The organism is Marinomonas rhizomae, from assembly GCF_003315485.1.
GTDB lineage: Bacteria > Pseudomonadota > Gammaproteobacteria > Pseudomonadales > Marinomonadaceae > Marinomonas > Marinomonas rhizomae.
Genome location: NZ_QNSE01000022.1, coordinates 1 through 23,069, shown reverse-complemented (window position 1 = coordinate 23,069; position 23,069 = coordinate 1). Strand labels below are relative to the sequence as shown.

Here is a 23,069-nt window from a genome sequence, read left to right as displayed (position 1 = left end):
TTAATTTTTTACAATGATATTGGCCAATTCTTGCTCTTTAAGGAGAGCCTTTTTACGAATCATTTTTTCTAAGTCATCTACAAGCGCATCATTTTTAGTTTTACTGTTCGGCTTGCCATCTTGGTAAATCAAGTTATTCGGCGAACCGCCAGCAAGACCAATGTCCGCTTCTTTTGCTTCACCAGGCCCATTCACCACGCAACCTATAACAGCAACATCCATTGGAATGGTAATATCATCAAGACGCTCTTCTAACTGGTTCATCGTTTTAATGACATCAAAGTTCTGACGTGAGCAGCTTGGGCAGGCAATAAAATTAATCCCACGATTGCGCAATTTTAAGCTACGCAACATATCCCAACCGACTTTAACTTCCTGCACTGGATCGGCGGCTAATGAAACGCGAAGCGTATCACCAATACCATCCATCAAAAGCAAACCAAGCCCGATAGAAGATTTCACAGTACCAGAGCGCAAACCACCCGCTTCAGTTATGCCTAAATGCAGAGGGTTATCTATTTGACTGGCAATTTTTCGATAGGCCTCAACCGTCATAAAAATATCAGACGCCTTAAGGCTCAACTTGTACTCATGAAAATCCAACTCATCAAAATATTGAATTTGACGGAAAGCAGACTCCACCAACGCGTCAGGCGTCGGCTCACCATACTTTTTTTGCAAATCTTTTTCTAAAGATCCTGCATTAACACCAATACGAATAGGTATGTTTTTATCACGGGCGCAGTCTACAACAGCACGAACACGGTCTTTGTTACCAATATTCCCCGGATTAATTCGTAGACAATCCACACCGTATTCAGCCACTTTCAAAGCAATTTTGTAATCGAAATGAATATCAGCAACTAATGGTATAGAAACTTCCTCACGTATTTTCTTGAACGCTTCAGCCGCATCCATAGATGGAATTGAAACACGAACAATATCGGCACCAGCTTCAGCAATAGCTCGAATCTGAGCCACTGTTGCATCAATATCACAAGTTTCTGTGTTCGTCATACTCTGAACACTAATTGGCGCACCACCGCCAACCGGCACATCCCCGACCATGATTTGACGAGAATGGCGGCGTTTAATAGGTGATTCAAAATGCATAAGAGTCTCTACTTGAGCTCAAATCGAGCCAAATCTTTACGTGTAAAAGAAGAAAAATCGAATTCTTCACCTTTGTATTTCAAAGATGATACACCTTTCGCGTAACCTAATACGACGCGATAAGGGGCTTTACCAGTTAACGACAATTGACTATTCGCAGACTTCACACCAGAAAACAAGATTTTACCGGAGGAATCACGAATTTCAGCCCAACAATCTGCATCAAATGTCATTTCAATTTCATTGGTATAAGAAGGCAATTTAGGTGCAGTCGCAAGTTCAGCTGGAACCTCAGCAGTCGCTCTCACAACATCTTCAGGCTTGACACCAGCCTCTTCCAAAATGGCCATTGTTTCGGCTGATAGGCCAGTCACAACATCATTATCGGTTGACACTTTAGAATGACTATCCGTGGTATCTGAATTTGTATCAACAGCCTCCTCCACGTTAGAGTTTAAATCGGACACGTTAGCAACGGCCGCGGCGGGCTCACTTGAGGTGTCCGTTAGAGATTCATCAGAAGCTGTCTCTGAAGCAGGTACCGTCTCACTCACTTCGTTCTTAACATCGTTAGCTGCAAGGGGCTGGCTCGTCTGAGAAGGCCACCAAAAAACCAAAAAAACTAAAACCGCAACAATGACCACAGAGATGAATATAACAATGGGGTCGCCAAAGTTTGTTTGTTTGTTTACTTTATCGACAGGCTTGATCGTTAATTCAACGCCCTCTCGCTCGCTATCAAAAGCACGCAGTATTTCAGAAGGATCTATCTGTAAAAGTCGGCAATAACTTTTTAAGAAACCACGAGCAAAGGTAACAGATCGGAAGTACTTAAAATTATTGGCTTCAAGTGCTCGCACCTGATCAATTGGGATTTTTAGCTCAGTAGCAACATACCTTTCATCAAACTCTAGCTCTAATCTTTTGGCCTTTAATCGATTACCAATATTAATGGTGTCCATATTTGTGTTACTTACAGAAACATCCGTTTGAAGTTCAGTTGTCATGTCAATACCTTGAGCCATTCAGGCATGTAAAATTACTCGCAAATGAATACAGTGTAGGGTCAGTCTCGCGTGCAATTAAATGCCGCGACAGACAGTTGTACTCATCAAAATGCACCGAATCTCGGGCAATTTCTTTATCAGCCTGGATATTATTAAAAATTAAGCGAGCTTTGTCATTACTACCCCGTATTAAAACAAGATTGAGCTCTGTCATCAAACCAATCAAGGGCAAATCCGCAATTTCTTTTGCCTGTTTTAGGTAGATTTCGGCTAAATTTACTTGATTCTGACGTATAGCGCATCTAGAAAGATTAATTTGCGCTGATTGGCGCTTTACCAAGCCATTTCCATCCGCTTTCTTGAAAGCGTTACAAGCCTCATCCCAGCGATTCCTAAGCCCCAAAAGTACCCCATAGTTATTCCATATAAAGCCATCATAAGGAAACTTCAGTAGAGCTTTTTCATGTATCACAAGCGCTTCGCTATAATCCTCAACACTCAGCCAATACAAACTAAGTAATCGCCAATAATCACGACCTTGATAAGCATCATCAACCAGATCTAATTTCTTTTTCGCCAACCCCCACTGCCCTAGCAGAAGATGAGTTTGGGCAATAGACAATTTTTTAGACTCTGAAATAGGAGGTGGGGTTGGAGAAACCATTTGGTAAGCGCAAGAAGAACAAAGTAAACAACATAATAAAAATGGTAATAACCATAAACGCATACTGACATCCTTGTCATATACAAAATAGCGAATTAAAAAGCTTAACTATTCACTTCACGCAACTCAATGTATTTTTGACTGCGACGAGTTTTATCGTGAAAATCACCAACCAACTGCCCACAAGCAGCATCAATATCATCTCCTCGTGTGGTTCGAACTGTCACAGTATAACCAGCGTCTGCCAAAATCCTCTGAAAGCGACGAGTACGATTATTAGACGGCTTCTCATAACCAGAATGAGGGAACGGGTTAAAGGGAATCAAATTGATTTTACACTCAAGCACCTTAAGAAGCTCAGCCAGTTCATAGGCTTGTTCTTCATTATCATTCACACCAAACATCAAGGTATATTCAATCGTAATATGACGCTTATCTGGCAAATTTGCCAAGTAGTGCTGGCAAGATTCAATTAACTCAGCAATCGGGTATTTTTTATTAATTGGTACAAGCTCATTACGTAGCGCATCATTTGGCGCATGCAATGAAATAGCCAAAGACACATCCGTACGTTTTACCAACTCATAAATTTTAGGCACAACACCTGAAGTGCTCAAGGTGACACGGCGCTTAGACAAGCCGTACGCATGGTCGTGCATCATAAGAATCATGGCATCAACAACGGGCTCGAAATTCATCAAAGGCTCACCCATCCCCATCATGACAACGTTGGTGACACGACGAGGGCCGTTCGGATCCATAGGGCCAAACGATTTAATCGCAATCCAAACCTGTCCAATAATTTCAGCTGGGGTTAAATTACGGTTAAAGCCTTGTTTACCGGTTGAACAAAAGCTGCAATCCAAAGAGCAGCCAACCTGTGAAGAAACACATAACGTTGCTCGATCACCATCAGGAATCAAGACGGTTTCAACACAATCGTTTTTGCCACCTTCAGTACGAATAATCCATTTGCGTGTACCATCAGAAGATATATTTTGCGACACGACCTCAGGCCCTCGAATCTCACAAATTTGTTCTAATTTTGCACGCAGCGCCTTACTAACATCCGTCATCTCCTCGAAGCTTTCCGCCCCCTTTTGATGGATCCATTTGATCACTTGTGTTGCGCGAAATTTCTTTTCGCCAATGGATTCAAAGAACTCAATCAGTTTGTCAGGAGATAAACCCAACAGGTTTACTTTTTTGATGTCAGTCATAATTCAATGTCGCTTGCTGTAGTTAGCATTAAGTGTAAACGAAAAAAGCCTCTGAAAAGAAAAGTCTTTTCAGAAGCCTCTGTAAAAAAAGCGGGCTAACGCCCGCTTTTACAAAACAGATCGGACATAAAGGTCCTAGCTGTCAATTACTTACCGAAGAAGTAAGCAATTTCACGAGTTGCAGATTCAACCGAATCAGAACCGTGTACAGCGTTTGCATCGATAGATGTTGCGTAATCTGCACGCAAAGTACCAGCAGTCGCTTCTTTAGGGTTAGTTGCACCCATCAGTTCACGGTGACGAAGAACAGCGCCTTCACCTTCAAGAACAGAAACAACAACAGGACCAGAAGTCATGAAAGCAACCAAATCTTTGTAGAAAGGACGCTCTTTGTGCTCAGCGTAGAAACCACCAGCCAATTCGTCGTCTAGTTGAATCATTTTAGCTTCAACGATTTTAAAACCAGCACGCTCAAAACGAGTGTAGATTTCGCCGATTACGTTTTTAGCAACAGCATCTGGCTTGATGATAGATAGAGTGCGTTCTAACGCCATGGTATAACTCCAAATTAAATTTAAAGGGGCGATGCCTTTTGCATGGCCCGGGACATAAAAGTTCAGCGCGCGTATTATACGCACCAATTCATTAAAATTGTACGATCAAATGAACATTATTTATTCAAACTGCTATAAAAGTACTAATTCTTACGCTTAAGCCACAGATCTAAGGCGGCTCACTGCATTTTTAATCGTCTCAGCAGCAAAGTCCACCTCTTCCTCAGTCGTGAAACGCCCTACAGAAAGACGTAAGGAGCTGTGCGCCAGATCATCAGCCAAACCAATCGTACGTAAAACATAAGACGGCTCCAAGCTTGCTGAAGTACAAGCCGAACCAGAAGATACCGCGATATCGCTCAAAGACATCAACAACACCTCCCCATCAACACCAGAGAAACCAACATTTAACACGCCAGCAACACGATTATCAGAGTCGCCATTAAGATGCACACCAGATAACTCAGCCAAAGACGACCACAAACGTTCGCGCAAGGTTTTAATACGAGCACAATCCTGCTCCATCTCTTCACCTGCTAAACGAAATGCTTCACCCATGCCGACGATTTGATGCGTTGCCAAAGTACCCGAACGCATACCGCGCTCATGGCCGCCACCGTGGATCTGAGCCTCTAATTTCACTTTCGGAGAACGACGTACAAACAGAGCCCCAATCCCTTTTGGACCATACGTTTTGTGCGCTGTTAGTGACATTAAATCCACTTTCATTGCATTGATATCAATATCCACTTTACCGGTCGTCTGTGCGGCATCCACATGAAAAAAAACACCACGAGATCGCGTTAACTCACCAATTTCCGCAATATTAGTCAGCACTCCAAGTTCATTATTACCATGCATTAGGGAGACTAAAATAGTGTCTTCGCGAAGCGCTTCTTCAACTTGACTTGGTGAAATTAAACCATGCACATCAGGCCGTAAATAGGTCACTTCAAAGCCTTCTTTTTCAAGCTGCTTACAAGGATCTAAAACGGCTTTATGCTCAATCATCGACGTAATGATATGACGACCTTTTTGACGATAAGCATGAGCTACGCCTTTCAGGGCCAAATTATTGGCTTCCGTCGCACCAGATGTCCAAACGATCTCACGAGAGTCCGCTTTAATTAAGTTAGCCACCTGCAATCTAGCTTCTTCTACCGCTTCTTCTGCTCGCCAACCAAAAAGATGTGAACGCGAAGCTGGATTTCCAAAATTGCCGTCCTGCGTTAAACATGCCATCATTTTTTCGGCCACTCTCGGGTCGACTGGCGTGGTGGCTGAATTATCCAGATAAACAGGGGTGTTCATTTAACGCTCTCCAATAAAAATCAAACGACGATTTTTTTTACAATTAAAAAGTTAAGCAGCAACCTGTGCGATGCCTTTAATACGACCAACAATGGACCGTAAACCATTGCCTCTAGTAGGGCTTAAATGCCTTTCAAGATCCAGCTCTTCAAAATACGCTGTAATATCGAAGTTTAAAATTTCTTGCGGTGTTTTATGATCCAATGCTGCCAACACCAACCCTAGCAAACCACGAACAATAATAGCATCACTGTCTACCGCAAACGTTAACACTTCACCTTTTGTTGCATCCTGCTCACTACCAGGCTGAATCCAAACACTACTCTGACAGCCCTTCACCAAACGCTCAGATGTACGCCAAGCATCATCAAATGCTGGCAACGATTTACCCAAATCAATGATGTACTTGTACTTATCTTCCCAATCGTCAAAAAACGACAGATCATCTACGATATCTTCCGTACTAGGTAAAGCCATGACTACCCTCTTTTTGCACTAAGCCTATTAAAACAAAAACGGCGTTGGCTAAGCACCAAGGCCGTTTCTTATTGTATAAGATTTTAAACAATGACCGAAGCGATCAAAAAAAGACCTTAGAAGAAAAGCCCAGCTTCTAGTTGCGCCTCTTCACTCATCATTTCTCGCGACCAAGGTGGATCAAACACTAAATCCACTTTCACCAACTCAACATTTGGCACTTTAGCCACTCGATACTTTACATCACCCACTAATACCGGCCCCATTCCGCAGCCTGGTGCAGTTAACGTCATGTCGATCAAAACAGATTTTGAATCTTGATCTAACGTCACTTTATACACCAAACCTAACGACACTAGACTAATAGGAATCTCAGGATCGTAAATGGTATCTAGCGCTTGCCAAACCTGCTCTTCACTAATGTTACCTGTACCGAGATCTTCAAAATCTAAAACCTCAGGTTGTTGACCAATGGCCTCAGCATCCGTTCCATCTATACGCAACATGTTGCCTTGCCAAGTAACCGTATAATTGCCGCCAAGACTTTGATTGATCGTAATAAATTGACCGTCAGGAATACTAACCGGCTCACCGCTTGGAACTCGCCTTGCAGGACAAGCACGCTGTGTTACTACCATTTTTTGCATGAAGTTAACTCACACTAAAGCTTTCGCCACAGCCGCACTCAGCTACAACGTTCGGGTTTTTAAACTTCACAACTTCGTTAACGCCTTCACGCACCAAGTCAATCTCTGTTCCTTGAAGCATGGAAACGGATTGCGAGTCTACCGCAAGAACAACATTACCAAACTCTAAAACAGTATCTTTTTCCAATGCCGCATCAACGATATCCAATACATAAGAAAATCCAGTACAACCACTTTCTTTAGTACTTAATCGAATCAATTTGCTTGGCTCTTTAGCCAGTTTAGAGGCAAAATATTTCTGTGCAGAAGCGGTTAAAGACACGCTAGAGACAGGATCAAACGTTGTTACTGTCATTGAAACCTCCTAAGCCAGCATTGTTCGCACTTTTTTCAGTGCAACAAACAAAGCGTCAACTTCTTCTAATGTATTATAAATCGCGAACGATGCTCTCGCCGTACCAGGTACATTAAAGCGTGCCATCAAAGGCTGCGCACAATGATCTCCTGTACGAACCGCAATACCTTGTCGGTCTAGCAAAAAACCGATATCCGCTGGATGCCCCTGATCCATTACAAAGCTCAGCACACCAATCTTTTCTTTGGCAGTGCCAATAATGGTTAAGCCTTCAAATTGCTCGGCAAGCTCAGTTGCTCGATCCAGTAGCGCTTTCTCATGAGTCGCTACAGCATCTTGGTCCAGGGCACTAAACCAACGAATCGCCTCACCCATAGCAATGGCATCACCCACATTTGGCGTACCCGCTTCAAAGCGATAAGGCAATACATTCCATGTAGCGTCTTGCAAAGTCACGGTAGAAATCATCTCGCCGCCGGTGCGCCAAACAGGCCACGTCGACAATACTGATTCTTTACCCCAAAGCACACCAACACCCATCGGCCCATAAACTTTATGACCTGAAAAGGCATAAAAGTCACAACCTATATCCTGCACATCAACATAACCATGAGTGGCACCTTGAGCGCCATCCACTAAGACTAAAGCATCAAACTGCTTAGCTTTCGCTGTCATTTCTTTAATTGGGTTCACGGTACCCAATGCATTAGAAACATGCGGAAAAGCAACAAACTTAGTATGCTCATTTAACAAAGCATCGTAAGTCGTTTGATCTAACTCGCCAGCATCCGTCACAGGAATGATTCTTAGAGTCGCACCAGATGCTTTGCAGGCTTGCTGCCATGTCACAAGATTGGCATGGTGATCCATTCCACTTGCAATGACTTCATCACCCGGTGACAACAAAGATCCCAAACCATTGGCGACAATATTAATCGCTTCTGTAGTACCCGTAGTCCAAATGACCTCTTCGCGTTTCGGCGCATTAATAAAGTCTTTTACGATGTCGCGTGCGCCTTCAAAACGACGCGTAGCTTCGTCCGCAAGACGATGGGCACCACGATGCACATTAGAATTACATGTCGTATAGTAATTCACCAAGGCATCAATCACGCATTGCGGCTTCTGCGTCGTCGCCGCATTATCAAGATAAATAAGTGGCTTACCATCAATTTCGCGTTTTAAAATAGGAAATTGCTCACGAATAGCTGCTACATCAAAACTCATCGTTGTCTCGCTTACTTCACTTCCATTTGCGCAAAACGCTCGCGAATAATCGGACGAATCCACTCCGCTAACGCCGCATTTGGCATTAAATCAATCAGCTCATTAATAAAACCAAAGTTAAGCATTACTTGCGCCTTCGAACGGCTTACACCGCGAGTCTGTAAGTAATACAAAGCCTGCTTATCAATCTGAGCCACCGTTGCACCATGAGCACACTTCACGTCATCTGCGTAAATTTCTAACTCAGGCTTAGTGTTAATCTCAGCTTTATCGGACAACAACAAGTTGCGATTATTCAATTCTGCTAAGGTTTTCTGCGCATCACGATGTATATGAATACGGCCATTAAATACAGCGCGAGAACGATCTGCGACAATACAACGAACATTCTCTTCCGTTTTACCATTTGGCATAGCGTGCTCAACGGTCGCATGAAGATCAAACAACTCCTTGCCATCCAACAAGTACATTGCATTTAACTTAGCGTCAGCAAACTCGCCCGCATGAATAATGTCCGTGTCCAAACGAGACAACTCACTACCAAAACCAACGATTGTGCTGTTCATTTTCGCATGGTCATGCAAATTGAAGTGACTACCGCCGACAGCCACATTGCTACCTGTTTGAAGAGCAAAACGATAATGCTCTAAACGTGCATTGGCCGCTATATTGTATTCAACAAACGCGGTATTTAAACTCTCACCTTGCGCCTGGAGATCTTCAATAACCGTTAATTTAGAGCCGGTAGCTAAAGCGACTTGGACACGCGTATGAGATTCCGCGCCTTGACTCAATAAAGAGCTAATACGAATCGGCAAAGTAACCTCAACACCTTCAGCAACAGATACCACCACCACATCTTGTGCTAACGCATCGTTCACCAAGCCAAAAATATGTCGCTCAGGTTTAATCGCCGAAAACCCACTTAACGCCTCAGCCTGTTCAGCAGCATCTAAATCCCCACCCAAAGAAATGGACAACCCCTCAGGCAAGGTTTCCGGTAACTGAGCTGAATCAAATTGACCGTTAACAAAAACCAATTCAATAGCGGATAAATCAGCAATAGAAACCGGTGTCAAAGCGACTTTTTCGCTTATTACTTTCGCTTGCGTGCGCTCTATTGGACGAAGTGGCGTATATCGCCATGCTTCCGTCTTGCGTGTAGGCCATTTGGTATTCGCTAAAAGTTCAAGTGCGTGAGCTCGCTTTGGAGCAAGCCAATCATTGATACCTTGCGCCCGAGCAATGGCACTTTCTAACCATTCACTCATGCATTACCCCTCAAGTTCGTCTTCAACTGGCTCTTTCTGCAACCAAGCGTAACCTTGAGCTTCTAGCTCAAGTGCAAGAGAAGCATCGCCACTTTTGACGATTTTGCCGTCAGACAACACATGCACAAAATCAGGCTTAATATAATCCAAAAGACGCTGATAATGAGTCACAACAATAAAACTACGATCAGCAGAGCGTTGGCTATTTACGCCTTCTGCAACCACTTGCAAAGCATCGATATCCAAACCTGAGTCGGTTTCATCTAAAATGCAAAGCTTTGGCTTAAGCAACAACATTTGCATTAGCTCGTTACGCTTTTTCTCGCCACCAGAGAAGCCTTCGTTAACACCACGCTTCAAGAAAGCCACTGGCAAGTTAACTTGTTTACATGCCGCTTTTGCTTCTTTCAAGAAATCAGCTGAAGTAATGGCGTCTTCGCCACGTGCTTCACGTTGGGCATCTACTGACGCCTTCAAAAACTCTAAGTTACTTACGCCTGGAATTTCAACTGGGTATTGGAACGCCAGAAACAAACCGGCACGAGCACGGTCCTCTGTCTCCATTTCTAACAAATCTTCTTCATCAAGCATCACGCTACCGCTTTCAACGCTGTAGCCATCACGACCTGAAAGAACATAACCTAAGGTACTTTTGCCGGCACCATTTGGCCCCATAATCGCGTGCACCTCACCCGGCTTGACGTCTAAATCCAAACCTTTAATGATTTGTTTTTCTTCAACGCTGGCGTGCAGATCTTTTATCGTCAACAAACTTTTCGTGTTCGACATCTTTAATAATTCCTTAACCTACTGAGCCTTCAAGGCTTATTTCTAGTAACTTGCCCGCTTCAACGGCAAATTCCATTGGTAATTCTTTAAATACTTCCTTACAAAAGCCATTAACAATCATGGATACAGCTTTTTCAGGATCAAGACCTCGTTGACGACACAAGAACATCTGCTCATCGCTAACTTTAGAGGTCGTTGCTTCGTGCTCCACAATAGCTGATGGATTACGGCTCTCTACATATGGAAAAGTATGAGCGCCACATTGATCTCCGATCAACAAAGAGTCACATTGGGTGAAGTTACGCGCACCTTCAGCTCCAGGGTTCATACGAACAAGCCCACGGTAACTATTATTGCTTCGACCAGCCGAGATGCCTTTTGAAATAATAGTCGATTTGGTGTTCTTACCAATGTGGATCATTTTAGTGCCCGTGTCAGCTTGCTGACGACCACGGGTCAAAGCAACCGAGTAAAACTCACCTACACTGTTATCACCCTTCAAAATACAGCTTGGGTACTTCCAAGTAACAGAAGAGCCTGTTTCGACTTGCGTCCAAGATATTTTGGCATTGGTATGACAAACACCACGTTTGGTTACAAAGTTGTAAATACCACCTTTGCCGTTTTCGTCACCTGGATACCAGTTTTGAACCGTTGAGTACTTAATCTCAGCGTCATCCATGGCGACCAATTCTACAACAGCAGCGTGTAATTGATTTTCATCACGTTGTGGCGCAGTACAACCTTCAAGATAACTGACATGACTACCTTCATCAGCAACGATTAAAGTTCGCTCAAATTGGCCAGTATTTTGCTCATTAATACGGAAGTAAGTAGACAATTCCATTGGGCAACGAGTGCCTTTAGGAATATAAACAAAAGAGCCGTCAGTAAATACAGCACAGTTTAACGCTGCATAATAGTTGTCTTTCTTAGGGACAACACTGCCAAGGTATTTTCTAACAAGATCTGGATATTTGTGAACAGCTTCCGAAATAGGACAAAAAATAACACCTGCCTCTTCTAGCTTTTCACGGAATGTTGTCACAACAGAAACAGAATCAAATACCGCATCAACGGCGATGCCTGCCAACATTTGTTGCTCTATCAGAGGAATGCCAAGTTTCTCATAGGTACGCAGCAATTCAGGGTCAACTTCATCTAAAGACTTAGGCTTATCCTTCATGCTTTTTGGTGCCGAATAGTAAGAAATAGACTGAAAATCTATCTTTGGATAATCAACCAAAGCCCACTCCGGCTCTTCCATTTCTAACCATTCACGAAATGCACTTAAGCGCCATTCGAGCATCCATTCAGGTTCGCCTTTCATTCCAGAAATACGACGGATAACATCTTCATTCAAACCAGGCTCAAATGTTTCTGATTCTACATCAGAGACAAAACCCGCTTCGTATTCCCGTGCCAGCGCCTTATCAATCTGCTCAGTCATATAAAAACTCACTCAATTATAGTCACTAACACACCGTGAATCAGTGCATTAAGCTCTACTAATTTATTCTCTATTTAATCAACAATGGCCGCGCTAATTTTGTCATTCTCAAGACAACGTTGTCGGCTTTCAAATTCTTGCCGTTCTGCAACTTGGCGTACATCATTTCGACGTACCAGTTGATCTAGGCTAATTTGATTTAAAAAATCATGTATTTGATCACTTAAATCACACCACAAATGGTGGGTAAGGCAAGTGTTGCCACTTTGGCAATCACTTCGCCCTTTACAACCTGTTGCGTCGACAGACTCATTAACAGCGTCGACTATTTGCGCAACAAAAATATCATTATTCGAACGACTCAAACGGTATCCACCACCGGGGCCTCTAACACTACTTACCAGTGACTTTTTACGAAGTTTGGAAAATAGCTGCTCAAGATAAGATAAGGATATCCCTTGTCGGCTCGAAATATCAGATAAAGACACTGGCCCTTGATCCGAATGCAATGCCAGATCAAGCATGGCGGTTACCGCATAACGACCTTTTGTTGTCAGGCGCATAAGCTATCCAATTAAAATTATTCAGTGAAGGTAAATAGTACACAAAACCTACTGTTTTTATCAAGTATTTACCTGACTATTTTAGTAGGTTATTACCTACATTTAATAATGCGTGCGTATTTTACGTGCACCAAGGAAAAAACTAAACTATTGAATGCGTTTAAAAAGACATCCTTACTACTTATGAAAACCCTAAGTAACAAAAGTCTTGTCCTTTTCATACAAACAAGCACACTATTAAGCCTTAAACGAGCGAACAAAAAGGAAGCACCATGCCATCAAAGCCTGTTGATGATAAAACTCCTCTGGAAGAAGCCCCTAAAAAAAAGCCAACTATGCTTATTATCGCTTTTTTTCTATGTTTTATTTTTAGTGTCGGAGCCTCTTCTGGCGTCACTTACTTTCTCCTTCAACCGTCAGAAGAAGACTCTCAATTCGCAGAAAAAATAACAGAACAAAGCTCTCAACTTTCAAATGTTGAGCAAACACTTTCCCAGCAAGACGCCAAAATAAAAGCCATTGAAGAGCAAAATGATGTGCTTAAACTCTATCTAAGGCATAGCAGCGCGACCGCCTTGAAAAACATCCTGGTCGATCAAGAACAAAACATTCAGGCTTATTTAAAAGTGATGAAATCGGCCATGAGAGATCTATCTACACTTAGCCCACGAACCACAGACTGGAACGATGAATACCAATATCAGTTAGATTTAGCGCTAAAAGGCAGCTTAGAAAGAGAAGATTTACTCAAACTACTCAAAACTGGTGAGCCAAACGAAAAAAATTAGTAGTCCCTAACTCTAAACAACCAACGAGGTTGCATTCTTTTGGCGTTATCAACGATTAATAACACGACAGTATTGAAAGTATACGACGCCGTTAAAACCAGCTTCTGGTTTACGCCATGTTTAATTCTGTCCCTTACCACTTTAAGCTGTATATCTCTGCTGCTTATTGATCTACATACAAATCTAAACTCGTTAAGTTGGCTAAGTTTTCTATACCATGCTGATGCCAGTGTTACTCGAGACCTTCTTACTACCGTCGCGAGCAGTGTGATGACGGTAGTGAGTATCACATTTTCCATTACCATCGTGGCTCTCACTAACGCCTCGTCGCAGTTTGGACCGAGGTTAATTCGCAACTTCATGGAAGACTCAAGCACTCAGGTTGTGCTCGGCGTTTTTATTTCTCTTTTTGTTTACTGCCTAATTCTAGTTCGAACAACCGATGACTTTGCCGGTGGAGATTTCCTTCCAGGTCTTACTATTGCAGGCGCAATAGCCATGACACTATTTGGTATTCTTCTGCTCATCTATTTCATTCACCATGTGTCTCTAAATTTGCAGTCTGACAGTGTTATAGACAATGTTTATCAAGAACTCCAATACAGCATCAACCAAATTTTCAAACAGCAAAAAGAGGAAGAAGACAACTATCCCTCAGCCAAAAAAAATCCACCTTCGACACCTACTGAAGCAAAAAAAAGTTACACACAATACGAATTGAAGAGCCACTCATGTGGCTATATTCAAGCCATTGATTATTCGACTCTAACCAATTTAATGACTAGGCGAGGTGGACATTTAAATATCTCCGTCAACCCCGGAGATTTTATTGTCAACCGTATGGTTATCATGACATGCGATATTAAACAGTTTTCAGAAAAGGACAGGCAAATATTACGCGGCTCTTTTACTCTAGGGCCTCAACGCACTCCTATACAAGACCCAGAGTTTGCTGTGCATCAACTGGTTGAAATTGCCTTAAGAGCTCTTTCTCCTGGCATAAATGATCCATACTCAGCAATTGCTTGTGTCGATAAACTTACTGCTGCTGTTTGTGATTTGACTCAAAAAAACTTCCCTGAAGGTATTACTTATGATGAAAGCGGGACTGAAAAAGTCACTTACAAGACAACATCATTTGAAAATCTAGCGAACATAGCCTTTAACCAAATTCGCCAATATTCACAAACATGCTTAGCGGTACAATTACGCCAATTGGAAGGGTTGATTCGTGTTGCAGAACAAGCAAATCATGCAACTCATTGGTCTTTTGTGCATCATCAAAAACTCATGATCGAAAACGAGCTAGAGCAACAAGAGTTCATAGACTTGGACAAAAAAGAAATATCCACCCGCCTACAAACCTTAGGCAAGCTATTAAAACAGGCATAAAAGCTAATAACGATAAAGAAATTTAATCGTCCGAGAGGCGGAGTGACAAGCTAATTGGATAATGATCAGAAGAGTGAATATCTGTGTGAACATGTACGTCGACAACGCTCAACCCTCGACAATAGACATGATCCAGGTGGCGAAATAAGTGCCCGAGTCTTGGTTGACGCATGATAGGAACTTCCTTTAACGAGCATGACATAGCCAACGTATCAAAATACTGCATTCTTTTTTTGTTCCAAGTATTAAAATCACCGGCGAATAAGATGGGTCCATTATGATGCTCTAAAGCTTGAAAAGCCTGATCTAAATGTGCCCTAAACCTCTCGAAAGAAACAAAGTTGATCATGTGAGAATTGATAACAAGCAACCTCTGAGTAAAGAAGGACGCCGTCGAATTTACTAGAGGATACTCTGTCGCCAACACCATTTTTTTAGTGTTGGTAACCGGCTCACTATAATCAGAAACTGAAAAAAAGTGTTTGCTTGCTACAACACTTGATCCTGTTTTAACACCTGTCTCGATGTTGGATTTTAGATCTCTAAAGCTACTCGCCATAATCCACTGATGATGCAATGAATGGTTAAAAAGGCCATCGAAAGGTGAATTTAAAATAGCTTCTTGCAGCAAAACTAAATCTCTATCTCTCGTCAAAGAAAGAAAATCACTCTGCCATCCCTTCCTTTTGCATTTAAATACATTCCACAGCAATACCTCAATGTTTGGCCCCATACACTCTTTAGAGGCACTACCCATTACTTTTAACGACTCGACAGCGCTATATCGACTTTTAATCATAAAGTAACCTCAGTAACGCACTAAAAATCACAAGTACGGAGAAAACAAACGGAACAAGTTATTACGGATTTTTTTATAAATAGGTAAATTATTCATATCCTCTTCTATTACTCGCTCAGTATTGAGCTTCTTTGACTCAAACAATTCTGTGAGCTGTGAGTTAAGGTTTTTGTTAAAACATTCTAAATTGATTTCAAAGTTGAACTCTAAACTTCTGGCGTCCCAATTAGTGGAGCCTATAAATGACCAAACATCATCAATAAGCACTATTTTACTGTGATCAAACGGTCGCTTATTTTTATATATTTTTATACCGTGCTCTATGATTCTTGGATAATTGGCTTCCATAACCCAATCTACAAATAGAATATTACTATGCTCCGGCACAACGATTTCAACAAACACACCACGCAAAGCCGCAGCATGAAGAGACGTCATTAATGTTTGGTCAGGAATAAAATAAGGCGTAATGATCTTAACGCTTTTTTGCGCACAAACGAGTGCGTTAATTAATGTCCAACGTATCCTATTATGATGCTCATCTGGGCCATCTTGAATAACTCTAGCGACAATAGCTTCATCATTATTTGGCTTCAGTGCATTTGGACAGTAGGAAGGAAATTGAATCAACTCTCTTGTTGCAAAAAACCAGTCTTCTATAAAAACTTGGCTAATCTGATCAATAACGGGACCAGTTATCTTAAAGTGAACATCATCTATCGGATGCTTTGCAGAGTTAACCAGATTACTTTTACTGATATTCATACCACCAATATAAGCTTCTTCCCCATCAACACAGAGTATTTTTCTGTGGTTTCTTAGGTTAATAAAGCGAATACTCGTCAATGAAATCGCTGGTAAAAATTGCGCAGTTTTCACTCCTCGCCTCTTTAGCGCTCTATCGGATTTACGCCAGCTGTAGCCCACCCCTATTCCATCTAACAATATATGAACAACCACACCTCGCTCTTGTGCCTGCGCCAATGCCGTCACAAACTTTCGACCTAATGAGTCGTAATCAAATATATAGCTCGATAACACAATATGATGTTTTGCTGCTTGAATAGATTTAATCATTGCTGGATAAGCATTATCACCATTAACAAGAAGTTCAACGCTATTATCATCAACATAATTCACTGGATGAATAGAGTATCCCGCCGTGACAGAAGAGTGCCAACGCTTAGGCAGTCCATGGAAGTCAATACAATCTTCCTTATATCGAAAGTCCTGTTTAAGCTGCTGAGGATGCTCTCTCTTTGCTATACGCCTAATACGATTGATACCAAATAACCAATAGAACAAACTACCTAATACAGGCGAAAATATCACTAGACCTATCCAAGCAAGAGAGGTTCGTTCGTTCTCTTTGAATAGCAGCACATGCAAGGATGCCACGACAGACAAACCAATATGCAGCACTACAATGATAGTCACCCAGTGAAAGCTAACCCATTCAAACAATGCTTCTAATACCTGCATAAACCCCAACTCTAATAATTAGCCATCAATCATGGTTATTTTTATCAACATATTTTATATGTGATAAGTTACACCATTAAGCAACGAGATAAAGTGATTTACGGAAGGCTTACAAGGAATTTTGATGAAATATAAACTCAGAATACCTGTAACAATGCCATAAAAGCGACCCAAAGGCAGAAAGACATGACCAATGAGCGAGATATAATTGCACGACTGCGCGAGAGAATTCCGACCTTTAAATGCAAACAGGGTTGTCATGATTGCTGTGGACCTGTAACCGCATCTTCGGAAGAAATGTTACGTTTGCCCGTTAAATCGGATGCAGAGCATGACGCAGCTTTGGAAGAACTCAATTGCGTTCACTTAGGGCCGAATGGCTGTGAGGTCTACGATGAGCGCCCACTAATTTGTCGACTTTTCGGCACGACCCCCAAAATGGCCTGCCCTAATGATTGCGGGCCTGAAACCATGGTCAATTCAGAAATTGAAGATCAAGTTCATTACTACATTGCTAGAACCAGACAAGTATTAGTATAGCCATCCTTAAAGCTAAATAACGAGAGTGATGTATCAATATTTTCTACCATCACTCTCTGAGTGTTTTTTATATTTTTATAATGAACAAGCCAACAAGGTCCCTTGTTTAATTGCCCTCTTAGCATCCAGCTCAGAAGCCACATCAGCTCCACCTATGAAGTGAACAGCCTGATCAATATCCCGCTCTAATAATCGATTTGGCTCTTGTCCTGCACAAACCACAATCGTATCAACATCAAGACAGCGGGCTTCACCATTTACCGTTAAATGCAGCCCTTCATCATCAATACGCTGATAATCACAATCAGACAAAAAGGTGGCGCCTTTCTTCAACAATTCAGTACGATGAATCCAACCCGTTGTTTTTCCTAATCTAGCACCTACTTTACTTTTCTTACGTTGTAACAAAAAGATTTCTCGTTCTGCCTTTTCAAACATAGGCTTGATTCCTTCTACACCGCCGCGGGCTGAAAAGTTCATATCAACGCCCCACTGAGACATGAAGTCCTCAATCTTTTGCTCTTTATGAGCAGCCGAATGCATTAAATACTCACTGATATCAAAACCAATACCACCCGCACCAATAACAGCCACCCTTTTTCCAACCGGCTGCCCACTCATTACATCCAAGTAACTCAGTACCTTTTGATGCCTTACCCCTTCAATCTCCGGTGTTCTTGGTAAAATACCAGTTGCCAATACAACGTCATCAAATTTCTCTTTTTTTAGAAGTCCACCATCAACTCGAGTATTGAGCTGAAGGTTAACGCCTGTCAGTTCTACCTGACGAGCGAAATAGCGCAAGGTTTCATAAAACTCGCCTTTACCTGGAATGCGTTTGGCGATATTAAATTGCCCGCCGATTTCACTACTCGCATCATATAAAGTAACAATATGTCCACGCTTTGCTGCTGTGGTCGCAAACGCTAAACCAGCAGGGCCGGCTCCAACAACAGCAATACGTTTAGGAGAATCTACGGGGGTAATAATGATTTCCGTCTCATGGCAGGCCCTTGGATTAACCAAGCAAGACGTCATTTTTTGATCAAACACATGATCCAAACAGGCTTGATTACAAGCAATACAGGTATTGATTTCGTCAGCACGATTTTGTTCTGCTTTTACCACAAACTCAGGATCGGCAAGAAAAGGTCTCGCCATAGAAACAATGTCCGCATCACCACGAGATAGAACTTGCTCCGCCACTTCTGGCGTATTGATGCGATTAGAAGTGACCAAAGGAACAGATAAGGATTTACGTAGCTCTGCCGTTACCCAAGTAAATGCTGCACGTGGCACTTTGGTGGCAATTGTCGGCACTCTCGCTTCGTGCCAACCAATTCCTGTGCTTATGATACTTGCGCCCGCTTTTTCGATAGCAAGGCCAAGTGTCACCACTTCTTCAAGGTCACTACCGCCCTCAACAAGATCCAACATAGATAATCGATAGATAATGATAAATTCACGGCCTACGGCTTCTCTAATTCGTTTTACTATCTCTGTCGGCAACTTGATTCGATGATCATATTCCCCACCCCACTCGTCCTCACGTTGATTTGTACGAGTAGCAATAAATTGATTCAGTAAATAACCTTCTGACCCCATCACTTCAACACCGTCATAACCCGCCATTTTGGCTAGAGTCGCTGAATTGATAAAATCAGATATTTGTTTTTCTATACCTTCTGGAGTCAACGCCTCAGGTTTAAACGGATTAATCGGAGCCTGTAAAGCCGATGGTGCCACCAGTTTTGGATTATAGGCATAACGCCCTGTATGCAGAATTTGCATACATATTTTCCCGCCTTCTGCATGCACAGCATCGGTAATAATTCGATGTTTTTCAACATCTTCTTCAGACGCCATTTTAGCAGCACCAGCGTAAACCGCACCTTCAGAGTTAGGTGCAATCCCCCCAGTTACAATAAGCCCAACACCACCACGAGCACGTTCAGCATAAAAGACAGCCATTCTGTCGATTCCACCTTTTATCTCTTCTAAGCCTAAATGCATAGATCCCATCAGCACACGATTTTTTAGCTGAGTAAACCCAAGATCTAGCGGTTCAAATAAGTTCGGATAGATTGAATGGCTCATAATTATGACTCGCTTTGTTTTATTATTTTTTAAACTGCAGCTGCCCGCACGCAATTTTGACACTGTCAAGATAGGTTTTCATTTTGACAGTGTCAAGATAAAAGTGTCTAATCTGTTCATGTCAATATTAAAAACACAATATCACCACGGTGATCTCACCAAATCATTACTTGAATCAGCTTCTTTAATCATCAAAGAACAAGGTGTAGAAGGTCTGAGTATGCGTAAACTTGCAGACACAGTTGGTGTTTCAAGAACCGCGCCCTACCACCATTTTAAAGATAAAAACGCGCTACTTTGCGCACTGGCGGAACAAGGCTTTGGTGAGCAAGAAAAAATACTCAAAATCTTAAGAGAACAAAAAAATACAGCTGAAGACGGTTTCAAAAAATACGTTCACGCATATTTAGAGTATGCGCTTCAACATAATGAAACTTATGACCTGATGTATGGCAGAACCCTATGGAAAGCAGGCAACCCTAGTGACTCGTTGAAAGCAGCCTCTAAGCAAACCTTTAAAGCATGGATCGACTGGGTAGAAGAGTTGCAAGAGCAAAATATCCTGCCAAACAACAACACCTCTCTCAGGATAGGACAAACTACTTGGGCTAGCCTTCACGGACTAGCCAGACTGTTTATAGATGGTATCTACCTAGACATGGAAGACTTATCCGATATGGTTGAGCAAATGATTAAAAACCTTTGCTCAACCAGCACCTAAATTGGATCGCGTATTCGACAGTAGCTGCTCTTTTCGTAATCGCCTAATATCTCTATGGCTTAAATACAATAAAGGCATAATAACAAAAAGCGATCCGACAAAAACACCTAAATCGGGTGTTTCACCAAAGATCCACCAACCCAGTAAAAATGCAAAGATCAACCCTGAGTATTCAGCACTAGTAACCTTACTCGATGCTACATAACGATATCCTAGCAAACAGGACAAACTGTATAAGATTGAGCAAATCGAAGACAACGCCGCATAAATCAAAATTTCAATTTCAAATACTTCACCTTCCCAGATAGCCAATCCACTGGCCATTGGTAAAGCAAAAAGCTGAGTCACAAACAGACCATATAGCATGCTTTGTTCTTGAGGTATTTTCTTAATCAATAAGCTATTTGCAGCCAAAACAATGGCAAAAAGAATCGCACTTATCATAGCGAACGTAATTTCAGTCGGCCTTAAAATCACCAGCGTACCAATAAATCCCAATACAGCGGCAAGTACAACATCCACACTCAAACGCTCTTTATAGAAAAAAGCACCAAAAAGCATAATAAAAATAGGAGCAGTATAAAACACAGCATTGGCCGTTGCTAAAGGCAATTCAGCTAAGGAAATGACCAGTAGAACAGCAGCTAAAACCCACATATTGCCCCGTATAAAATGCAGCTTTAAACCCAGCCTTGCCATTGATCTATCGGAGCCTAAGTATTTGACCACTGCGATCGGACAAAGGATCAGACACATAAAAACAGCGCGAAAAAAAGTAAACTGAAAAATTGCCACGTCCACGTCTGCCATCTTAATAAAGACATCACACAAGGTTGCAAAAAAACTTCCTAGAACAAGAATTAAAATAGCGCTACTTACTGTACGACCCGACACAACTTATCCCCTTGAGTACACGGATTATTCGCACCAGCTTAATAAGTACATAGCATTAGATAAAATGATATATTTAGCTAAAGTATTAGTTATTTGGATAATAAAGTATGCTCCCTCCTCTAAAATCACTTCCGGTCTTCGAAGCCGTCGCTAGACTAAATAGCTTTTCTCTAGCCGCTAGCGAGCTAAATGTCAGCCAAAGCGCAGTCTCCCATCAAATAAGAATTTTAGAAAATCACCTAGGGGAGAGTCTCTTCCATCGTCAAGGAAGAAACCTAGAGCTAACAAAGGAAGGCAGGCATTATTTAGATTCAATCAGCAACTCATTACTGCAAATTGAAGAAGCAACAAACTATATTAAAGGCCAACAGAAAACCCATATCAGGCTGGCTGTATACAGCTCGTTTGCTGTCTATTGGCTGATACCAAGGCTTCCAGAATTAAAGCATTTACATCCAAACCTAGAACTGAGTATTGAAATGAGTCATGGAACTCCAGACCTTTCTGATCGGACGGCTGATTTTTTTATCACCACAGAAAAAGAAAAGCGGGGGTTTCTATTTGAGTCTCTCTATCAAGAAGAACTTTTTCCTGTTTGCAGCCAAAATTATTTAGAGACCATTAAAAATAAGTTAGGAGCAATAACCTATCAAGAACTAACTGATAAATTGAGCTCAACTCCAAGTTTGCTAGCTCAATTCCCACTTATTACTTCATATAGCATCTATGATCGCCACATAGAGGATTGGAAACGCTGGTTTGCGAATGTAGCTATCGCACTCCCAGAGCACATTCAATTTCACCGTTTCAGCCACCTCATGCTGGCTTATGAAGCAGCCAAGCACTCATTAGGAATTGCCCTTGTCAATGACTATATGATGAGTGAAAAGCATGATGAAACCACACTAGTCAAACTCCCCTGCAGTGCATTCAAGACTGGTGACAACTTTTATATTACTTACAAAGAAAGCAGGAAGGATGAAGAAGCAATAAGATACTTAAGACGCTGGTTAAAAGAAGAGGCTAAAAGCTTAGCAAAAATATAACAAATACATTTGACCTTAAACGGTCACAACGTATCGCTATCAAACGAACGGGCAACTCTCGAACATTCGTAGCAATTGACATGAACAGTTCAACTTATCAATATCCAGTGAGTCATTTTTTTAAAAATCACCTGTTTCATTAACAGGTCAGAGAACATGTTTTAATGGAATAAGACACACTTTATGGGACGGTACCGTACCCGGTACCTCCCTAAAAGGGATGATTGGTAATGAAGCGCTTTGTCTACAAACGAAAAAAGTACAGACGTAAAAAAGCCCTGACAGGATAACCTATCAGAGCCTTCTTGATATAAAGCTTAATAACAGCGTCACTCTCACATGCGTGTCTTTGATAAAGAGCCCCACACGTGGGAAGCGTTGTTACTTCTCTTAAACGAAAAAAACCCACATGACATTGTCATGTGGGGTTTCTCTTAATGTAAAGCTTGATAACAGCGTCATTCTCACATGCGTTCCTTCATAAAAGCCCCACACGTGGGAAGCGTTGTTACTTCTCTTAAACGAAAAAACCCCACCCTACTCAGTAGGATGGGGTTTCTCTTAATGTAAAGCTTGACGACGACCTACTCTCACATGGGATCTCCCACACTACCATCGGCGATGGCGCTTTTCACTTCTGAGTTCGGGATGGGATCAGGTGG

The 23,069-nt window shown here is 41.9% G+C and carries 23 protein-coding genes and 1 rRNA gene; 5 read left to right on the top strand and 19 right to left on the bottom strand.

The annotated features are described in order from the left end of the window. From ispG to iscR, 14 genes are all read right to left on the bottom strand, one after another. Complete coding sequence (gene ispG / locus DFP80_RS19885) at positions 1-1,113, bottom strand: flavodoxin-dependent (E)-4-hydroxy-3-methylbut-2-enyl-diphosphate synthase (protein ID WP_113918533.1); 1,113 nt, start codon at positions 1,111-1,113, stop codon at positions 1-3. A gap of 8 nt (positions 1,114-1,121) precedes the next feature. Then, on the bottom strand, positions 1,122-2,120 hold the full coding sequence (locus DFP80_RS19880) for a RodZ domain-containing protein (RefSeq protein ID WP_241560329.1): 999 nt from the start codon (positions 2,118-2,120) through the stop codon (positions 1,122-1,124). 1 nt (position 2,121) lies between these two features. Next, positions 2,122-2,847: a tetratricopeptide repeat protein gene (locus DFP80_RS19875; RefSeq protein WP_113918531.1), complete on the bottom strand. Its 726-nt coding sequence runs from the start codon at positions 2,845-2,847 to the stop codon at positions 2,122-2,124. A 41-nt stretch (positions 2,848-2,888) separates the two neighbouring features. Next, the gene (gene rlmN, locus DFP80_RS19870; RefSeq protein ID WP_113918530.1) at positions 2,889-4,004 is read right to left on the bottom strand and encodes a dual-specificity RNA methyltransferase RlmN; all 1,116 of its coding nucleotides are present in this window, start codon (positions 4,002-4,004) and stop codon (positions 2,889-2,891) included. A gap of 146 nt (positions 4,005-4,150) precedes the next feature. After that, positions 4,151-4,558 carry a nucleoside-diphosphate kinase gene (gene ndk, locus DFP80_RS19865; RefSeq protein ID WP_024022239.1) on the bottom strand — a complete coding sequence of 136 codons (408 nt, stop codon included), beginning with the start codon at positions 4,556-4,558 and terminating at the stop codon, positions 4,151-4,153. Between the two features lie 156 nt (positions 4,559-4,714). Beyond that, positions 4,715-5,869: an IscS subfamily cysteine desulfurase gene (locus tag DFP80_RS19860; RefSeq protein ID WP_113918529.1), complete on the bottom strand. Its 1,155-nt coding sequence runs from the start codon at positions 5,867-5,869 to the stop codon at positions 4,715-4,717. 51 nt (positions 5,870-5,920) lie between these two features. Next, positions 5,921-6,346, bottom strand: a complete 426-nt coding sequence (locus DFP80_RS19855) for a SufE family protein (RefSeq protein ID WP_113918528.1) — start codon at positions 6,344-6,346, stop codon at positions 5,921-5,923. Positions 6,347-6,462: 116 nt separating this feature from the next. Beyond that, complete coding sequence (gene sufT, locus DFP80_RS19850; RefSeq protein ID WP_113918527.1) at positions 6,463-6,993, bottom strand: putative Fe-S cluster assembly protein SufT; 531 nt, start codon at positions 6,991-6,993, stop codon at positions 6,463-6,465. A gap of 4 nt (positions 6,994-6,997) precedes the next feature. Beyond that, positions 6,998-7,348, bottom strand: a complete 351-nt coding sequence (locus tag DFP80_RS19845; RefSeq protein WP_113918526.1) for a HesB/IscA family protein — start codon at positions 7,346-7,348, stop codon at positions 6,998-7,000. 9 nt (positions 7,349-7,357) lie between these two features. Then, entirely contained in the window at positions 7,358-8,575 is a 1,218-nt protein-coding gene (locus DFP80_RS19840; RefSeq protein ID WP_113918525.1) for an aminotransferase class V-fold PLP-dependent enzyme, read from the bottom strand. Positions 8,576-8,586: 11 nt separating this feature from the next. Then, complete coding sequence (gene sufD / locus DFP80_RS19835) at positions 8,587-9,846, bottom strand: Fe-S cluster assembly protein SufD (RefSeq protein ID WP_113918524.1); 1,260 nt, start codon at positions 9,844-9,846, stop codon at positions 8,587-8,589. A gap of 3 nt (positions 9,847-9,849) precedes the next feature. After that, positions 9,850-10,635, bottom strand: a complete 786-nt coding sequence (gene sufC / locus DFP80_RS19830; RefSeq protein WP_113918523.1) for a Fe-S cluster assembly ATPase SufC — start codon at positions 10,633-10,635, stop codon at positions 9,850-9,852. Between the two features lie 13 nt (positions 10,636-10,648). Further along, positions 10,649-12,085: a Fe-S cluster assembly protein SufB gene (sufB, locus tag DFP80_RS19825; protein WP_113918522.1), complete on the bottom strand. Its 1,437-nt coding sequence runs from the start codon at positions 12,083-12,085 to the stop codon at positions 10,649-10,651. A 74-nt stretch (positions 12,086-12,159) separates the two neighbouring features. Continuing rightward, positions 12,160-12,648 carry a Fe-S cluster assembly transcriptional regulator IscR gene (gene iscR, locus DFP80_RS19820; RefSeq protein WP_113918521.1) on the bottom strand — a complete coding sequence of 163 codons (489 nt, stop codon included), beginning with the start codon at positions 12,646-12,648 and terminating at the stop codon, positions 12,160-12,162. A 272-nt stretch (positions 12,649-12,920) separates the two neighbouring features. Here iscR and DFP80_RS19815 point away from each other — a divergent pair, with 272 nt between their 5' ends. Next, the gene (locus DFP80_RS19815) at positions 12,921-13,436 is read left to right on the top strand and encodes a hypothetical protein (protein WP_113918520.1); all 516 of its coding nucleotides are present in this window, start codon (positions 12,921-12,923) and stop codon (positions 13,434-13,436) included. A 39-nt stretch (positions 13,437-13,475) separates the two neighbouring features. After that, on the top strand, positions 13,476-14,828 hold the full coding sequence (locus DFP80_RS19810) for a DUF2254 domain-containing protein (protein WP_158601390.1): 1,353 nt from the start codon (positions 13,476-13,478) through the stop codon (positions 14,826-14,828). A gap of 22 nt (positions 14,829-14,850) precedes the next feature. Here the strand turns inward: DFP80_RS19810 and DFP80_RS19805 are convergent, their stop codons facing one another. Continuing rightward, positions 14,851-15,627, bottom strand: coding sequence for an endonuclease/exonuclease/phosphatase family protein (locus DFP80_RS19805; protein ID WP_113918518.1), 777 nt, complete (start codon positions 15,625-15,627; stop codon positions 14,851-14,853). A gap of 27 nt (positions 15,628-15,654) precedes the next feature. After that, positions 15,655-17,109, bottom strand: coding sequence for a phospholipase D-like domain-containing protein (locus DFP80_RS19800; protein WP_113918517.1), 1,455 nt, complete (start codon positions 17,107-17,109; stop codon positions 15,655-15,657). A 186-nt stretch (positions 17,110-17,295) separates the two neighbouring features. Here DFP80_RS19800 and DFP80_RS19795 point away from each other — a divergent pair, with 186 nt between their 5' ends. After that, a complete protein-coding gene (locus DFP80_RS19795) occupies positions 17,296-17,649 on the top strand; it encodes a YkgJ family cysteine cluster protein (protein ID WP_113918516.1) in 354 nt (117 codons plus the stop codon). 75 nt (positions 17,650-17,724) lie between these two features. On the opposite strand, the gene DFP80_RS19790 is transcribed toward DFP80_RS19795, so the two are convergent. After that, positions 17,725-19,746, bottom strand: coding sequence for an NADPH-dependent 2,4-dienoyl-CoA reductase (locus DFP80_RS19790; RefSeq protein ID WP_113918515.1), 2,022 nt, complete (start codon positions 19,744-19,746; stop codon positions 17,725-17,727). A 4-nt stretch (positions 19,747-19,750) separates the two neighbouring features. Between DFP80_RS19790 and DFP80_RS19785 the strand changes: the two genes are divergently transcribed. Continuing rightward, the gene (locus DFP80_RS19785) at positions 19,751-20,467 is read left to right on the top strand and encodes a TetR/AcrR family transcriptional regulator (protein WP_309472372.1); all 717 of its coding nucleotides are present in this window, start codon (positions 19,751-19,753) and stop codon (positions 20,465-20,467) included. Here DFP80_RS19785 and DFP80_RS19780 read toward each other — a convergent pair. After that, the gene (locus DFP80_RS19780; protein ID WP_113918514.1) at positions 20,453-21,361 is read right to left on the bottom strand and encodes a DMT family transporter; all 909 of its coding nucleotides are present in this window, start codon (positions 21,359-21,361) and stop codon (positions 20,453-20,455) included. The genes DFP80_RS19785 and DFP80_RS19780 overlap by 15 nt on opposite strands. Positions 21,362-21,468: 107 nt before the next feature. Here DFP80_RS19780 and DFP80_RS19775 point away from each other — a divergent pair, with 107 nt between their 5' ends. Further along, positions 21,469-22,407: a LysR substrate-binding domain-containing protein gene (locus DFP80_RS19775; RefSeq protein WP_113918513.1), complete on the top strand. Its 939-nt coding sequence runs from the start codon at positions 21,469-21,471 to the stop codon at positions 22,405-22,407. A gap of 571 nt (positions 22,408-22,978) precedes the next feature. Here DFP80_RS19775 and rrf read toward each other — a convergent pair. After that, a 5S ribosomal RNA gene (gene rrf / locus DFP80_RS19770) occupies positions 22,979-23,069 on the bottom strand; the annotation flags it as partial.

What these genes read in the sequence shown, in the direction of transcription:
- sufD (WP_113918524.1), bottom strand. Translation starts at nt 9,846, where the DNA reads ATGAGTGAATGGTTAGAAAGTGCCATTGCTCGGGCGCAAGGTATCAAT.
- DFP80_RS19790 (WP_113918515.1), bottom strand. Translation starts at nt 19,746, where the DNA reads ATGAGCCATTCAATCTATCCGAACTTATTTGAACCGCTAGATCTTGGG.
- DFP80_RS19775 (WP_113918513.1), top strand. Translation starts at nt 21,469, where the DNA reads ATGCTCCCTCCTCTAAAATCACTTCCGGTCTTCGAAGCCGTCGCTAGA.
- sufB (WP_113918522.1), bottom strand. Translation starts at nt 12,085, where the DNA reads ATGACTGAGCAGATTGATAAGGCGCTGGCACGGGAATACGAAGCGGGT.
- rlmN (WP_113918530.1), bottom strand. Translation starts at nt 4,004, where the DNA reads ATGACTGACATCAAAAAAGTAAACCTGTTGGGTTTATCTCCTGACAAA.
- iscR (WP_113918521.1), bottom strand. Translation starts at nt 12,648, where the DNA reads ATGCGCCTGACAACAAAAGGTCGTTATGCGGTAACCGCCATGCTTGAT.
- DFP80_RS19875 (WP_113918531.1), bottom strand. Translation starts at nt 2,847, where the DNA reads ATGCGTTTATGGTTATTACCATTTTTATTATGTTGTTTACTTTGTTCT.
- sufT (WP_113918527.1), bottom strand. Translation starts at nt 6,993, where the DNA reads ATGCAAAAAATGGTAGTAACACAGCGTGCTTGTCCTGCAAGGCGAGTT.
- DFP80_RS19785 (WP_309472372.1), top strand. Translation starts at nt 19,751, where the DNA reads ATGACTCGCTTTGTTTTATTATTTTTTAAACTGCAGCTGCCCGCACGC.
- DFP80_RS19840 (WP_113918525.1), bottom strand. Translation starts at nt 8,575, where the DNA reads ATGAGTTTTGATGTAGCAGCTATTCGTGAGCAATTTCCTATTTTAAAA.
- DFP80_RS19800 (WP_113918517.1), bottom strand. Translation starts at nt 17,109, where the DNA reads ATGCAGGTATTAGAAGCATTGTTTGAATGGGTTAGCTTTCACTGGGTG.
- DFP80_RS19815 (WP_113918520.1), top strand. Translation starts at nt 12,921, where the DNA reads ATGCCATCAAAGCCTGTTGATGATAAAACTCCTCTGGAAGAAGCCCCT.
- DFP80_RS19855 (WP_113918528.1), bottom strand. Translation starts at nt 6,346, where the DNA reads ATGGCTTTACCTAGTACGGAAGATATCGTAGATGATCTGTCGTTTTTT.
- DFP80_RS19845 (WP_113918526.1), bottom strand. Translation starts at nt 7,348, where the DNA reads ATGACAGTAACAACGTTTGATCCTGTCTCTAGCGTGTCTTTAACCGCT.
- DFP80_RS19805 (WP_113918518.1), bottom strand. Translation starts at nt 15,627, where the DNA reads ATGATTAAAAGTCGATATAGCGCTGTCGAGTCGTTAAAAGTAATGGGT.
- DFP80_RS19795 (WP_113918516.1), top strand. Translation starts at nt 17,296, where the DNA reads ATGACCAATGAGCGAGATATAATTGCACGACTGCGCGAGAGAATTCCG.
- DFP80_RS19880 (WP_241560329.1), bottom strand. Translation starts at nt 2,120, where the DNA reads ATGACAACTGAACTTCAAACGGATGTTTCTGTAAGTAACACAAATATG.
- ndk (WP_024022239.1), bottom strand. Translation starts at nt 4,558, where the DNA reads ATGGCGTTAGAACGCACTCTATCTATCATCAAGCCAGATGCTGTTGCT.
- ispG (WP_113918533.1), bottom strand. Translation starts at nt 1,113, where the DNA reads ATGCATTTTGAATCACCTATTAAACGCCGCCATTCTCGTCAAATCATG.
- DFP80_RS19860 (WP_113918529.1), bottom strand. Translation starts at nt 5,869, where the DNA reads ATGAACACCCCTGTTTATCTGGATAATTCAGCCACCACGCCAGTCGAC.
- sufC (WP_113918523.1), bottom strand. Translation starts at nt 10,635, where the DNA reads ATGTCGAACACGAAAAGTTTGTTGACGATAAAAGATCTGCACGCCAGC.